This is a genomic window from Micromonospora sp. NPDC049301 (assembly GCF_040678715.1).
Taxonomy (GTDB): Bacteria; Actinomycetota; Actinomycetes; order Mycobacteriales; family Micromonosporaceae; genus Micromonospora.
In genome coordinates this window covers 61152-74076 of record NZ_JBFAQO010000001.1, presented here as the reverse complement: position 1 = coordinate 74076, position 12925 = coordinate 61152, and the positions used below count along the sequence as shown (strand labels likewise).

Genomic DNA, 12925 nt, shown 5'->3' with positions numbered 1-12925 from the left:
CGCGATGCCAGATCGGGCACATGGGAGGATCCGCATGGAACTGACCAACGAGTGAGGAGTACCCGTGGCCGAGGCTGTCTACGCCACCTTGCACACCAACGCTGGCCCGATCCGGCTGGAGCTCTTCCCCAACCACGCGCCGAAGACGGTTCGCAACTTCATCGACCTGGCCGAGGGCAACCGGGAGTACACCGACCCGCGCACCGGTCAGCCGGGCAGCGGTCCGTACTATGACGGCACCATCTCGCACCGGGTGATCAGCGGCTTCATGGTCCAGATGGGCGACCCGACCGGCACCGGTCGGGGCGGGCCGGGCTACAAGTTCGCCGACGAGTTCCACCCGGAGCTGCGCTTCGACCGGCCGTACCTGCTGGCGATGGCGAACGCCGGACCGGGCACCAACGGTTCGCAGTTCTTCATCACCGTGTCCCCGACGCCGCACCTCAACAACCGGCACACCATCTTCGGGCAGGTGGCCGACGACGAGTCGGTGAAGGTCGTCGACGCGATCGCGAACACCCCGACCGGCCCGAGCGACCGTCCGCTCCAGGACGTCGTCATCGAGCGGGTCGAGATCGAGCGGTCTGCTGCCTGATCGACAGGCGAGGTACCTTTGCTCGCATGATTGAGCGCTCCGGAGCACCGCGCCGGCTGGCGCCGGTGGACCGCGCGGTGGCGGACGGAGGGTCGGCCCGGTGAGCGAGTCTCCGCCGACCGCCCCGGTCTGCTACCGGCACCCCGGCCGGGAGACCTACGTCCGGTGCACCCGCTGCGACCGGCCGATCTGCCCGGACTGCATGCGGGAGGCGTCCGTCGGGCACCAGTGCCCGGAGTGCGTCAACGAGGGGCGCCGCAGTGTCCGGCCGGCGCGTACCGCCTTCGGTGGCGGTGCCGCCGGCCGGCACGGCTACGTCACCAAGGCGTTCATCGCGCTGAACGTGCTGCTCATGCTGCTCTCCATCGCCTCCGACCGGGGTGGGGACGCGGCGGTGGGTGGCTCCGGCTTCGGCGGTCTGATGGGCGGCAGCACGCCGCTGACCAACTGGGGCTCGGTGCTCGGGCTCGCGGTCTTTCCGGACGGCACGCTCGGCGGGATCGCCGACGGCGAGTGGTACCGGCTGGTCACCGCGATGTTCCTGCACTACGGCGTGATCCACCTGCTGCTCAACATGTGGGCGCTGTGGGTGCTCGGTCGGTCGCTGGAGGCCAACCTCGGGCCGCTGCGCTTCGGCGCGCTCTACCTGATCGCGGGCCTCGGCGGCAACGTCGCCGCCTACCTGTTCAGCGCCCAGAACTCGGCCACCGCCGGCGCGTCCACGGCCGTCTTCGGCCTCTTCGCCGCGCTGATCATCATCGAACGCAAGCTGGGCCGGGACATCTCCCAGGTGATCCCGATCCTGGTGATCAACCTGGTGTTCACGCTGACCGTGCCGGGCATCTCGATCCCGGGGCACCTGGGTGGCCTGGCGGTCGGTGGGGCGATGGCGCTGGTGCTCGCCTACGCGCCGCGCGGTCGGCGCACCCTGGTGCAGGTGGCCGGTGGCGCGATCATCCTGCTGATACTGCTCGGCCTGGTCCTGTATCGCACCGCCCAGCTGCTCGCCGGCTGACCGGCCGGTCGCGCCGGGGCAGCCCGGGAGGTCACGCCGGTCGGGCGACTCGCAGTGCCTCAGCCACCTCGTCCGGGGCGGCTCCCAGGTCGTACCGGCCGAAGAGGTGCAGCGACTCCCCGGCGTCGATCTCCAGGAGTTCGGAGGTCAGACCGAGGCGGGGCCGTCGGTCCACGGTGATCCGCTCGATCGCGGGCCAGGGCAGCAGGCGCCGGCCGGCGAAGCCCTGGGCGACCACCACGCCGGCCGGGTCGACCGCGAGTCGCACCGGCGCGAGCAGGTCGCGCAGCGCCCAGACGGCCAGGCCGGCGACGGCCAGCGCGATCAGCGTCAGCTGCACCGGGTCGCCGTCGGCGAGGAGCAGGCCGAGCGCCACCAGGACGACCGCGCCGATCAGCTTGGCCAGTGGCACGCCCGACGGCACCCGCCACTGCCGGACCGGGGAAGCTTCGGCATCCATCCGACCAGCATGCCAGCGTCGACCGTGGAACGCGTCGACGCACGACCGGGGGTGCACCCGACCGGGGGCGGACGACCGGTCCATGGACGACGTAGGATCGGGACAGCCCAAGTTACCCGGGAGTAAACATGAGTGACGCGGTCATCGTCGGCGCGGTACGCACTCCGGTCGGGCGGCGCAAGGGTAGCCTCGCCGGCGTCCACCCGGTCGACCTCTCGGCGCACGTGCTGCGCGCCCTCGCCGAGCGCACCGGGCTGGATCCGGCCCAGGTCGACGACGTCTTCTGGGGCTGCGTGTCGCAGGTAGGCGAGCAGTCCTGGAACATCGCCCGCAACGGGGTGCTCGCCGCCGGGTGGCCCGAGACCGTGCCCGGCACCACGCTGGACCGGCAGTGCGGCTCCAGCCAGCAGGCGCTGCACTTCGCCGCCGCGACGGTCCTCTCCGGCCAGGCCGACCTGGTGGTCGCCGGTGGGGTGGAGTCGATGACCCGGGTGCCGATGGGCTCCAGTGTGGCCGGCGGCATGCCGTTCAGCGACCAACTCCGGGACCGCTACCGGGGCGTGGAGGGCTTCGCCGACGACGCGGCGCTGCCGTTCAACCAGGGCGTCGGGGCCGAGCTGATCGCCGGGCGGTGGCGCTTCTCGCGTACGCAGCTCGACGAGTTCGCGCTGGCCAGCCACGAGAAGGCGGCGGCCGCACAGGACGCCGGCGCGTTCGATCCGGAGCTGGCACCGGTGCCGCTCGCCGACGGTGGCAAGTTCGCCGCCGACGAGGGCATCCGCCGCGACACCTCACTGGAGAAGCTCGGTGAGCTGGCCACGCCGTTCCGCGCCGACGGCGTGGTGACCGCCGGTTCCGCCTCCCAGATCTCCGACGGCGCGGCGGCCCTCGCGGTCACCACCAGCGAGTGGGCCAGCCGGCACGGGCTGCGCCCGCTGGCCCGGATCCACACCGCCGTGGTCGCCGCCGACGACCCGGTCACCATGCTCACCGCGCCCATCCCGGCCACCGCGAAGGCGCTGCGCCGCGCGGGTCTGGGCATCGAGGAGATCGGGGTGTACGAGGTGAACGAGGCGTTCGCCCCGGTGCCGCTGGCCTGGCTGGCGGAGACCGAGGCGGACCCGGAGCGGCTCAACCCGCGCGGTGGGGCGATCGCGCTCGGCCACCCGCTCGGCGGCTCCGGTGCCCGGATCATGACCACGATGCTCCAGCACATGCGGGACAACGGGATCCGCTACGGCCTGCAGACCATGTGCGAGGGCGGCGGCATGGCCAACGCCACCATCGTCGAGCTGGTCTGACGCCCGGTCGGAAATAGCCTCGCCCCGCCCGGGCTGGGCCGCCTAGGGTGCGCATCGTGACGACGATCGCCGGTGAGCGCGCCCCCGACTGGTCCCGTGAGCAGTGGCAGGTGCGGGCCCGTTCCTGGGTCGACGAGCAGCTGGGCCGGTCCGACCGCCGGGTGACCGGGCCCGTGGAGCCCCGGGTACGCCCGTGGTCGCTGGTCTGGCGGGTGCCCACCGACGGCGGCCCGGTCTGGTTCAAGGCCAACAACCCGGGCACCGTGCACGAGGCCGTCCTGATCGCGGCGCTGGCCGGGCTCGCGCCGGAACGGGTGCTCACACCGATCGCCGTGGACCTGGTCCGGGGTTGGTCGCTGCTGCCCGACGGCGGGGAGTCGCTGCGCGACGTGCTGGGGCGGGACCCGGACCTGACGCACTGGGAGCGGGCGCTGCCCGGGTACGCCGCGCTCCAACTGGCCACCGCACCCCGGGCCGACGAACTGGTCGCGCTCGGCGTGCCGGACCATCGCCCCGAGGTGCTTGCCGGTCTGCTCGCCGAACTGCTCGACGACCGCGGGTCGCTGCGGATCGGCGGCGAGAACGGGCTCAGCCCGGAGACGTACGAGCGGCTGCGGGCCGAGTTGCCGGCGTACGCGGAGCGGTGCCAGCGGCTCGCCGACATCGGCATCCCGGCCACGGTGCAGCACGACGACCTGCACGACGGCAACCTGTTCGCCGGCTCGACCGGGTACCGCTACTTCGACTGGGGCGACGCCTCGGTGGCGCACCCGTTCGGCACGCTGCTGGTGACGCTGCGCTCCATCCGGTACGCCGCCGAGCTGTCCGCCGACGACGCCCGGCTGGCCCGGCTGCGCGACGCCTACCTGGAGGCGTGGACCGGCCGGTACGACCGTCGGACCCTGGTCGAGGCCGCGGATCTGGCGATGAAGCTGGGTGCGGTCAGCCGGTCACTGTCCTGGCGGCGGGCTCTGGACACCGACGACCCGGCGCGGGCCGAGTACGCCGAGGCGGTCCCCGGCTGGCTCGCCGAGTTGTTCGAGCCCAGCCCGCTGTGACCTGACCCCGGGCCCCTGGGCACGATCCGGCCGGGTGGGAAGTCGGACAGGCGGTGCGACGCATCGCGTGGAAGTTCCAAAAAACCGCCGTGACCCACGTCACCTCTGCCGAAGAGGTCGTTGGGCAGGTCATGGACGTCTTCTCCCGAACGTTCCTTCCGGCCGCCGCCGAGGCTGGCCTGGCCGTGCAGACCCTGAGCCGGCACATGCCGGTCTTCCGGCGCTGCGTCGGCTCCGGTGACGCCACCATCCTGGTCACCCGTTGCAGCCGCCCGGACCGCCCGGTCACCGGCGACTACCTGCTGCTGCTCACCCACCGTCGGCTGGTCGTCACCCAGCAGACCCGACTGCTGCACCGGCTGCGCCTGCACCTCAACACCGAGCTGCGCGAGCTCAGCAACGTCACGTGGAGCCCGGACCCGCGGCTGCACTCGGTCGAGCTGGCCGCCACCGCCATCGACGGGCTCCGCGAGCGGTTCCTCATCCGTACCAGCCACCCGAAGCGCGTGTGGCAGCTCGACGCGCTGCTCAACCACGCCTTCCGCACCCGCCTGCGGACGCCCCGCGAGCGGATCGTCGCCACCATCGGCGAGGTGCCGGCCGCCACGCGGCCCAGCGTGTTCCGCCCCGCCGTCGCGCGCTGACGCCCCACCGGCGCGTCGCTCGCGACGGCCCGCCGCCTCGCCTTTACCGAACTCGAACACGCACCGATCGCGCCCGGCCCTCCGGTCGGCAATCATGGGCCGGTGACCGTCGAACCGCCGCACCGCGGGCTCGTCCTCGTGGTCGAGGACGAGCCGGCCATCGCCGACCTGGTCCGGCTCTACCTCACCCGCGACGGGTTCGGCGTCCACCTGGAGCGGGACGGTGCGGCCGGCCTGAGCGCCGCCCACCGGCTGCGCCCGGTGGCCTGTGTCCTGGACATCGCCCTGCCCGGGCTGCCCGGCACCGAGATCTGCCGCCGGTTGCGCGAGGCCGGTGACTGGACCCCGGTCATCTTCCTCACCGCCCGCGACGACGAGGTGGACCGGATCGTCGGCCTGGAGCTGGGCGCCGACGACTACGTCACCAAGCCGTTCAGCCCGCGCGAGCTGGTCGCCCGGGTGCGTGCGGTGCTGCGCCGTTCGGCCGGTGGCCCGGAGGGTGCGGACCGGCCGCGCGTCGTCGGCCCGGTGACGCTCGACCCGGCCCGTCGGACGGTCACCGTCGCCGGCGCCCCGGTGCAGCTCACCTCCACCGAGTTCGATCTGCTGGCCCACCTGATGGCCCGCCCCGGGCGGGTCTTCACCCGGGAGGAGCTGTTGGCCGGGGTGTGGGGCTACGCCGCGCACGCCGGCACCCGCACCGTCGACGTGCACGTCGCCCAGGTGCGGGCGAAGCTCGGCCCGGCCAGCGTGATCCGGACCCACCGGGGCGTGGGGTACGCCGTCGATGCCTGACCGTCCCGCTTGGCAGCAGCCCACGGCGCGACCCGAGTCGCCGACCATGGCGCTGCCGGTCGTCGGCGCCCGTACCGCGCCCCGGCGCAGCCGGTTCGCCCGGACGCTGACCGCCCGGGCGGTGCTGGTCACGTGTGCGGTGGCGCTGGTGTCGGTGCTGGTCACCGCGATCGTCGCGGTGCCGCTGGCGATCCGGGGCGTCGAGCGACGCGATCAGGAGGCGCTCGCCGCGCAAGCCCGACTCGCCGCCGAGGTGCTGCGGACCCGGCTGGACCGGGGTCGTTCCGCCGACGAGGAGCGGCTCATCCAGCAACTGCGCGCCCAGGGCATCGACGCGTACCTGATCCGGCGGGGGACGGTCGACCGGCCGGGCCTGCCGCCCCGGGTGGTGCAGCGGATCGAGCAGGGCCGCAACGTGTCGGTCCGCCGCCCGGTCAACGGCAGGCGCGCGTTCGTCGAGGGCCGGGCGCTGCCCGGCGGCAACGGGGTGGTGCTCTCCCGCGCCTCGGCGAGCGGGCTGTGGCGGCAGGTGCTGCGCAGCCTCTGGTTGCCGCTGCTGGCGGGGCTCGCCGCCGGCGTGGTGGCCGGGCTGCTGCTGGCCCGTCGGCTGGCCCGGCCGATCCGCGTCGCGGCCACCGCCGCCGCCCGGCTGCGCGCCGGGGACCGCGCGGTCCGGGTGCCCGTCGAGCCGCCCGACGAGGTCGCCGACCTGGCCGAAGCCCTGAACGGGCTGGCCGCCGCACTGGCCACCAGCGAGGGCCGGCAGCGGGAGTTCCTGCTCTCCGTCTCGCACGAGCTGAGGACCCCGTTGACCGCGATCCGGGGGTACGCCGAGGCGCTCGCCGACGGCGTGATCGGCGCGGACGGCACCGCTGACACCGGCCGGACGGTGCTGGCCGAGGCTCAGCACCTGGACCGGTTGATCGGCGATCTGCTGGCGCTGGCCCGGCTGGAGGCCGCCGACTTCCCGCTGGAGCCGGTGCCGGTGGACCTGGTCCGGCTGGCCGTCGACGCGGAAGCGAGGTGGTCCGCCCGGTGTGCGGCCGTCGGAGTGCCGTTCCGGGTGGAGACGCCTGATGCTCCGGTGCCGGCGTACACCGATCCGGGCCGGATCCGGCAGGTGGTGGACGGGCTGTTGGAGAACGCCCTGCGGGTCGTACCCCCGGGGGCGCCGGTGGTGCTCGCGGTCCGGGCAGCCGGTGCGGACCCGGCCGCCGGCGGCGTGCTGGAGGTGCGCGACGGCGGGCCCGGCTTCACCGACGACGACCTGGCGGTGGCGTTCGAGCGGGGTGCGCTGCACCAGCGTTACCGGGGGGTGCGCAAGGTGGGCAGCGGGCTGGGGCTGGCACTGGCCGCGGGGCTGGTCCGGCGGCTGGGCGGAGAGATCGCCGCGGGCCATGCGCCGGAGGGCGGCGCCGCTTTCACGGTCCGGCTGCCCGGTGATCCTTACCTGACCCGAACATCGGCCTGACGCTCCGCTCGTCGTCGCCGGGCAGGCTGAGGTCTCCACGGACGAGAGGGAACGTCATGCCACGTTGGGGATTTGCCACCGCCACCACGTCACTGCTCGCGGCGGTCGCGCTCGGGGTCAGTGGCTGCGGCGCGGCCGAGGTGGCCAGCCAGCCCGCCCGGGAGGCCGCCGTCGAGGTCGCCGCGGCGATGGGGGTCGAGGGTCAGGCGCTGGCCGCGATGGGCTTCGACGCCGACGACCTGGAAGTGCAGACCGTCGCCGCGCCGGCCACCCCGACGCCGGGTGGCTCGCCCACCGCCCAGGACAAGGCCCGGGAGAAGCGCGGCGAGGAGTGGCGCAAGCGCCGCCAGGCCCGCGTGCTGCTGCGCAGGAACACCCTGCACGGCGAGGCCGTGGTGAAGACGAAGGACGGCGGTACGCGGACCGTCGCCGTGCAGCGCGGCGAGGTGACCGCGATCGACGGCGACTCGATGACCGTGAAGTCCACCGACGGCTTCACCATGACGTGGACCTTCGGCGAGGACCTGCGGGTCGTCGAGCGGCGCGCCACCGTGCAGGCGAGCGACGTCAAGGTCGGTACGACGCTCGGGGTCGCTGGGGCGAAGGACGGCGACAAGGGCACGGCCCGGCTCATCCTCATCCCGCGCGCCAAGTGAGGCGAAGGGGCCCTGGTCGACGCCAGGGCCCCTTGCTTCGTCAGTAGACGCGGGAGCCGATGAAGTCGTCGTGACCGTAGCCGACCGGGTTGGCGGCGGTGCGGGCCTCGAACGACCACTGCTGCCGGGTGCTGGTGGAGCAGCCGGCCAACCGCAGCCGGGGGCTGCCCAGCCACGGGTTGTCGAACGCCACGCAGAGGTTGCTGGCGCCGGCCGGCTTGATCTGGTTGCCGGCGAAGACGAACTGCTGGGCGCCGGTGCCGTTGCAGTCGTAGATGTTGACCGCGGTGCCGGCGGTCAGCGACCCGCCCGCGATGTCGAGGCAACGGTCGTGGGACAGCTCCGAGTGCAGCGACCGCCGGCCCGGGTCGTACCAGAAGCCCTGGTTACGCCCGCCGTGGCAGGTGTACGGCTGTTGGGCGGTGCCGTTGCGGGAGTCGTATCCCCTGCCGTCGACACAGGTGCCGGTGGCCAGGTTGCGCAGCTGCTTGAACTCCAGCAGGCCCGGGTGGAGCACTCCACTGCCGGTGCTGGCCGGGTCGACGCAGCTGGCCCGCTCCTGCCCGGAGTTCCAGAACTGGGTGATGCACTGGGCGAACATGCCGTGCCCACGGGCGTTGGGGTGGAACGACTGCCGGGCGGCGTTCTCGTCCCAGATCCCGATCTCGATGTAGAGGCCGCGGACCGAGGTGTTGTCGGTGCACACCTCGTGGCCGTGGAAGAGCCGGCTGGCGTCCAGGTAACGGGTGCCGGTCGCGGTGGCCGCGGCCCTGAGCGCCGACTCGAACATCGGCACGGCCTTGTTCCGGGCGAACGCCGCGTCGGCGAGGTAGAGCAGGCAGCCGCCGGAGTACCAGCCGGGGAAGTCCGGGTTGTCCTCCACGTCGGGGCTGCCCGGGCTCGGGTACGACATGAGCACCAGCTCGTAGTCCGAGCGCAGGTAGCCCGCGTTGGTCATGGTCTGCCGGATGTCGGTGAGCGCGCCGGTCACCGCCTGGCGGCTGCCGTCGGTGCGGATCGTCCACTGGTCGGTGTAGCGCGGGTAGCAGGGGCCCTGGAAGAAGACCCGGCTGATGGCGCAGTCGGTGGCGACCGGGCCGAACTGGATGGTGCCGTCGCCGTTCGCGCCGACGACCACCCAGATCAGCTTCACGTGCGTGTTGCGCGCCTTGATCCCGAGGTGGTCGCCCTGGTTCAACTCGTTGTGCTGCGTGGGGCCGCCGGCGACCAGGTTCCACGGGGTGGCACCGGAGCAGGCCAGGTTGTACTGCGCGTCCGAGGGGATGCCGGTGCGGAACACCGCCTGGTCGTACGAGCGGTCGCACCAGTTGCCGGGCTGGTGGGTGCCGGGGACGTAGTTGCCGACTCCCTCACCGGAGATCTCGCTGTCACCCATGGTGATCAGCGCGGTGCGGCGTTGCTCGATCGGGCGGATCGCCGGGCTGCCGTAGAGGGCGGTCGCTTCGGCGGCCCGGATGGCCTCCAGGTTGGCGGGGAGTGGTTGGACGGTCGGCCGGTCGGCGGCGGTGGCGGGGGCGGCCGGTCCGGCGAGCATCGGCAGGACGAGAGCGGCGACGGCGACGGCAACGGTGATGGCCCGTCGTCGGGTCGCGCCTTCGGGCCTGGCGGGGATGGCAGGCATCGACGCACTCCTTTCGGCTCAATCACGGGACGTCGATTGAGTTACCAGACGGTAACGTGCGGATCAACGGATGTGAATGCGCTTCGGATCCTTGCGCGCGGGATGCCGAACCGCCCGGATCGGACGATCCGGGCGGCAGGTGTGCAGGGTGGGTGGTCCGGCCTCGGGGCTAGGCGGCCCTCGGGGTCAGCGGCCGGGCGGAAGCGCGTAACCGACGTAGTCGCGGAACTCCAGCCGCCAGCCGGCCGGGACCAGCTTCGCGCACGCCGGCTGGCTGCCGGTGCAGACGATCGCGTCCACCGAGGTGGGCTCGGCCGGCGGTCGTTCCGGCAGCACCGACTGCAACGCAACCAGGTCGGGCGAGCGTCCGTCCGGCTGCCGCAGCAGCAGCCACCACGGATACTCCCAGTTGTCGTTCTGCTGCACCAGACCGATCCGGCGGGCACCGCTCTCCCGGACCGACGCCGCAGCCCAGCGGAACTCCTCGGCCCACTGCGGGCGACGCAGGAAGCGGGTGTCCCAGTCCGAGGTGGTGAAGACCGATCCGCTGCCGACGAGGCGGCGCGGGAAGCCGTACGACAGTGCGAGCACCCCGGCCAGCGCCGACGTGGCCAGCACGGTGACGGCCGCCACCGTGGCCACCGACCGCCGCCCACGGCGGGTCCCCGCCCTGTCGGCCGCCGGGGCTGAGTGGCGGCGGAAGAGCGCGTCGAGCCAGAGCCCGGCCAGCGGAACGGCGAGCACCAGGGCGTAGAGCAGCAGCCGGTTGCCCCACGGCTGCCACTTGATCATTGCGGTGTGCAGCAGCACGGTGGCCAGCACCACCACCGCGTACCCGCGCAGCGGCCCGGCCTGGACGGGGTCGATCCGGCGCGGCCGGACGAGCGCGACCGCCGCGCCGATCAGCGCCAGCGCCCCGGCGATCGGAAACGCCACCCGATCCTCGTCCGGATACCAGGCGGGCTCCGGAAAGAGTTCGCGGCCGAAGGTGATCGCGCGGTCCTGCGGGTCGACCCCGATCGCGTCGGCCCCGCCGATGATCGCCTCGGCACCGACCCGGCGCAGCGGCGCCAGCGGCGTGTCGAACGCGGTGTGCCCGATCCGCAGCGCGTTGACCAGGATCGACGGCGGATCGTGCCGTTCCATCGGGATCGACTCGCGCAGCCGGGGTGGCCCGAGCGGATGCCCGAACTCGGCCGTCACCCGGGCCAGGAACGGTCCGACCGCCACGGCCGCGACCAGCAGGATCAGCACCGAACCGCCGACCGTGCGGGCCACCCCGCGGGCCGGGCGGGGCCGCCGCACCGCACCGGCCGCCGTCGTACCGTCCGCCATCGCGCCGACCGGCGTCGGATCGGCGGCCAGGGCCAGCCGGAGCTGGGCCAGCCCCCAGAGCACCAGCAGCGGGCCGACCGCGATCAGGCCGCTGGTCTTGGTCACCGCGGTCAGCCCGGTGGCCGCGCCCAACGCGAGCAGGGTGCCCCAGCCGGTCCGGCGGCGCAGTCCGTCCAGCACCAGGGTGGCCGCGCAGGCCACCCACGCCGCGCAGACCAGGTCGGTCTGCGTACTGGTCGCCTGTAGCGCCACCATCGGCGTGCTGGCCAGGACGAACGCGGTGATCAACTGGGCCCGCCGGCCGCCGCCGAGCTGCGCGGTGATCCGCGCGGCCGCCAGCAGGCAGCCCACTCCGGCCGCCCACTGCACCAGGTTGTGCAACTGGTCCCCACCCGTGAGCAGGCGCAGGTGCAGCAGCAGATACTCCGCGCCGGGCGGGATGGTCACCTGCCGGTGGATGGCGGTGGCCCAGAAACTCAGATCGCCCTGGGCGACCCAGTGCTCGACCTTCGGCAGGTGGTACGTCTGCGAGTCGAAGTTGTTCGGCTCGGCCAGCAGCGCGACCAGCAGCTCGAGCAGGACCAGCCCGCCGACCGCGCCGGCGAGCAGCCGCTCGCCCCGACCCGCCGTACGCCAGGTGTCGACCGCCGCGGCGAGCAGGCCGGCGGGGGTCCGACCGACCCGGCGGGGCGCGGGGGCGTGCCCGGCACCGCTGCCGTCGGCGGGCGGGGCGGGCGTCTCCGGGCCGGAGCCGGCGGGTACCGCGGCGCCGACCGGGACCGGCCGGGGTGGCGGGGCGGACGGCTGGGTGAGCGGGGATGCCCGGCGCCACCGCAGCCGGGCGGCGGTCGCGGCGGCGGCCAGGAAGAGCAGCCAGGCGGCGACGAACGCCGGCCGGGTGAGCGCGTGCAGCGCGCCGAGCAACTCGACGACGAGCACGGCGTACGCCCCGGTGAGCAGGGCGGCACGCACCACGGCGAGCCGCAGCGGTGCCACCGCGCCGACCTCGCGCGGCCTCGTCGCGACGGTGAGCAGGAGCACCGCGGCGGCAGGAACCACCGCGAGCAGGGAGCCGGCAGCCGACATGGCGGGAAGTAAACACCATCCGGCTGGGGCCGCCACGCCGGCTGCCCGACGGTGGTGGCCAGCGTCGGGCTGACCAGCCAGGCTAGGCTATGCCCGACGTGTTGTCGCCACCGTGGAGATTCCCGTGAAGCTTTCGATCCTCATGCCGGTCTACAACGAGGAAGAACGCATCGCGGATGCCCTTAAGCAGGCATTGGCGGTGGACTATCCCTGCGAGATCGAGCTAGTCGTGGTCGACGACGGCAGCCGGGACGGCACGGGCGAGATCCTCGGTCGCGCCGACGACACCCGCCTGCGGGTCATCACCCACCAGCGCAACGCCGGCAAGGGCGCGGCCATCAAGACGGCGGTGGACAGCGCCGAGGGCGACTACATGGTCATCCTCGACGCCGACCTGGAGTACGACCCGCAGGACATCCCCAAGCTGCTCGACCCGGTGCTCGACGGGCGGGCCACGGTGGTCTACGGCAATCGCACGTTCGGCAGCCACAGCGCCTACAGCTTCTGGTACGTGATGGGCAACAAGGGCGTCACGATGGCGGCGAACGTGCTGTTCAACTCGTACATCGGCGACCTGGAGACGTGCTTCAAGCTGATGCCGGTGGCGCTCTACCGGTCGCTCGACGTGCGCTCGCGCGGTTTCGGCATGGAGGCCGAGGTGACCGGCAAGCTGCTGCGCCGCCGGATCCGGCCGTACGAGGTGCCGATCAGCTACCGGGCGCGCGGCCGCGAAGAGGGCAAGAAGATCACCTGGAAGGACGGCGTCGAGGCGATCTGGATCCTCGGCCGGGAACGCGCCCGCCGCCGCCCCGTCGCGCCGGCCCGCTGACCGAGGACGTCCGTCCGCGCCCACGGGTGTGGTTCCCC

At 73.4% G+C, this 12925-nt stretch carries 12 protein-coding genes; 9 read left to right on the top strand and 3 right to left on the bottom strand.

Going from position 1 to position 12925, the window contains the following annotated elements:
* Positions 1-64: 64 nt before the first annotated feature.
* Both AB0K07_RS00370 and AB0K07_RS00365 read left to right on the top strand, forming a co-directional pair.
* Complete coding sequence (locus tag AB0K07_RS00370) at positions 65-595, top strand: peptidylprolyl isomerase (protein WP_363749805.1); 531 nt, start codon at positions 65-67, stop codon at positions 593-595.
* Positions 596-695: 100 nt separating this feature from the next.
* Positions 696-1610, top strand: coding sequence for a rhomboid family intramembrane serine protease (locus tag AB0K07_RS00365; RefSeq protein WP_363749803.1), 915 nt, complete (start codon positions 696-698; stop codon positions 1608-1610).
* Between the two features lie 31 nt (positions 1611-1641).
* Here AB0K07_RS00365 and AB0K07_RS00360 read toward each other — a convergent pair whose 3' ends face one another.
* The gene (locus AB0K07_RS00360; RefSeq protein ID WP_363749801.1) at positions 1642-2070 is read right to left on the bottom strand and encodes a PH domain-containing protein; all 429 of its coding nucleotides are present in this window, start codon (positions 2068-2070) and stop codon (positions 1642-1644) included.
* 128 nt (positions 2071-2198) lie between these two features.
* Between AB0K07_RS00360 and AB0K07_RS00355 the strand changes: the two genes are divergently transcribed.
* The 6 genes from AB0K07_RS00355 to AB0K07_RS00330 all read left to right on the top strand — a co-directional run bounded on the left by AB0K07_RS00355 (position 2199) and on the right by AB0K07_RS00330 (position 7995).
* Entirely contained in the window at positions 2199-3371 is a 1173-nt protein-coding gene (locus AB0K07_RS00355; RefSeq protein ID WP_363749799.1) for an acetyl-CoA C-acyltransferase, read from the top strand.
* Between the two features lie 56 nt (positions 3372-3427).
* Positions 3428-4429, top strand: a complete 1002-nt coding sequence (locus tag AB0K07_RS00350; protein ID WP_363749797.1) for an aminoglycoside phosphotransferase family protein — start codon at positions 3428-3430, stop codon at positions 4427-4429.
* 131 nt (positions 4430-4560) lie between these two features.
* Positions 4561-5073 (top strand): hypothetical protein, encoded by a 513-nt coding sequence (locus tag AB0K07_RS00345; protein ID WP_363751341.1) that lies wholly within the window; start codon positions 4561-4563, stop codon positions 5071-5073.
* A 102-nt stretch (positions 5074-5175) separates the two neighbouring features.
* Positions 5176-5868, top strand: coding sequence for a response regulator transcription factor (locus tag AB0K07_RS00340; protein WP_363749795.1), 693 nt, complete (start codon positions 5176-5178; stop codon positions 5866-5868).
* Between the two features lie 46 nt (positions 5869-5914).
* The gene (locus tag AB0K07_RS00335) at positions 5915-7339 is read left to right on the top strand and encodes a HAMP domain-containing sensor histidine kinase (RefSeq protein WP_363751339.1); all 1425 of its coding nucleotides are present in this window, start codon (positions 5915-5917) and stop codon (positions 7337-7339) included.
* A gap of 56 nt (positions 7340-7395) precedes the next feature.
* Positions 7396-7995: a hypothetical protein gene (locus tag AB0K07_RS00330; RefSeq protein ID WP_363749793.1), complete on the top strand. Its 600-nt coding sequence runs from the start codon at positions 7396-7398 to the stop codon at positions 7993-7995.
* Positions 7996-8035: 40 nt separating this feature from the next.
* Here the strand turns inward: AB0K07_RS00330 and AB0K07_RS00325 are convergent, their stop codons facing one another.
* Together AB0K07_RS00325 and AB0K07_RS00320 are read right to left on the bottom strand one after the other, a co-directional pair.
* The gene (locus tag AB0K07_RS00325) at positions 8036-9637 is read right to left on the bottom strand and encodes a ricin-type beta-trefoil lectin domain protein (protein WP_363749791.1); all 1602 of its coding nucleotides are present in this window, start codon (positions 9635-9637) and stop codon (positions 8036-8038) included.
* Positions 9638-9823: 186 nt separating this feature from the next.
* The gene (locus AB0K07_RS00320) at positions 9824-12058 is read right to left on the bottom strand and encodes a hypothetical protein (RefSeq protein ID WP_363749790.1); all 2235 of its coding nucleotides are present in this window, start codon (positions 12056-12058) and stop codon (positions 9824-9826) included.
* A 124-nt stretch (positions 12059-12182) separates the two neighbouring features.
* Between AB0K07_RS00320 and AB0K07_RS00315 the strand changes: the two genes are divergently transcribed.
* The gene (locus AB0K07_RS00315) at positions 12183-12887 is read left to right on the top strand and encodes a glycosyltransferase family 2 protein (RefSeq protein WP_363749789.1); all 705 of its coding nucleotides are present in this window, start codon (positions 12183-12185) and stop codon (positions 12885-12887) included.
* Positions 12888-12925: the final 38 nt, after the last annotated feature.

What these genes read in the sequence shown, in the direction of transcription:
- AB0K07_RS00335 (WP_363751339.1), top strand. Translation starts at nt 5,915, where the DNA reads ATGGCGCTGCCGGTCGTCGGCGCCCGTACCGCGCCCCGGCGCAGCCGG.
- AB0K07_RS00360 (WP_363749801.1), bottom strand. Translation starts at nt 2,070, where the DNA reads ATGGATGCCGAAGCTTCCCCGGTCCGGCAGTGGCGGGTGCCGTCGGGC.
- AB0K07_RS00320 (WP_363749790.1), bottom strand. Translation starts at nt 12,058, where the DNA reads ATGTCGGCTGCCGGCTCCCTGCTCGCGGTGGTTCCTGCCGCCGCGGTG.
- AB0K07_RS00345 (WP_363751341.1), top strand. Translation starts at nt 4,561, where the DNA reads ATGGACGTCTTCTCCCGAACGTTCCTTCCGGCCGCCGCCGAGGCTGGC.
- AB0K07_RS00355 (WP_363749799.1), top strand. Translation starts at nt 2,199, where the DNA reads ATGAGTGACGCGGTCATCGTCGGCGCGGTACGCACTCCGGTCGGGCGG.
- AB0K07_RS00330 (WP_363749793.1), top strand. Translation starts at nt 7,396, where the DNA reads ATGCCACGTTGGGGATTTGCCACCGCCACCACGTCACTGCTCGCGGCG.
- AB0K07_RS00325 (WP_363749791.1), bottom strand. Translation starts at nt 9,637, where the DNA reads ATGCCTGCCATCCCCGCCAGGCCCGAAGGCGCGACCCGACGACGGGCC.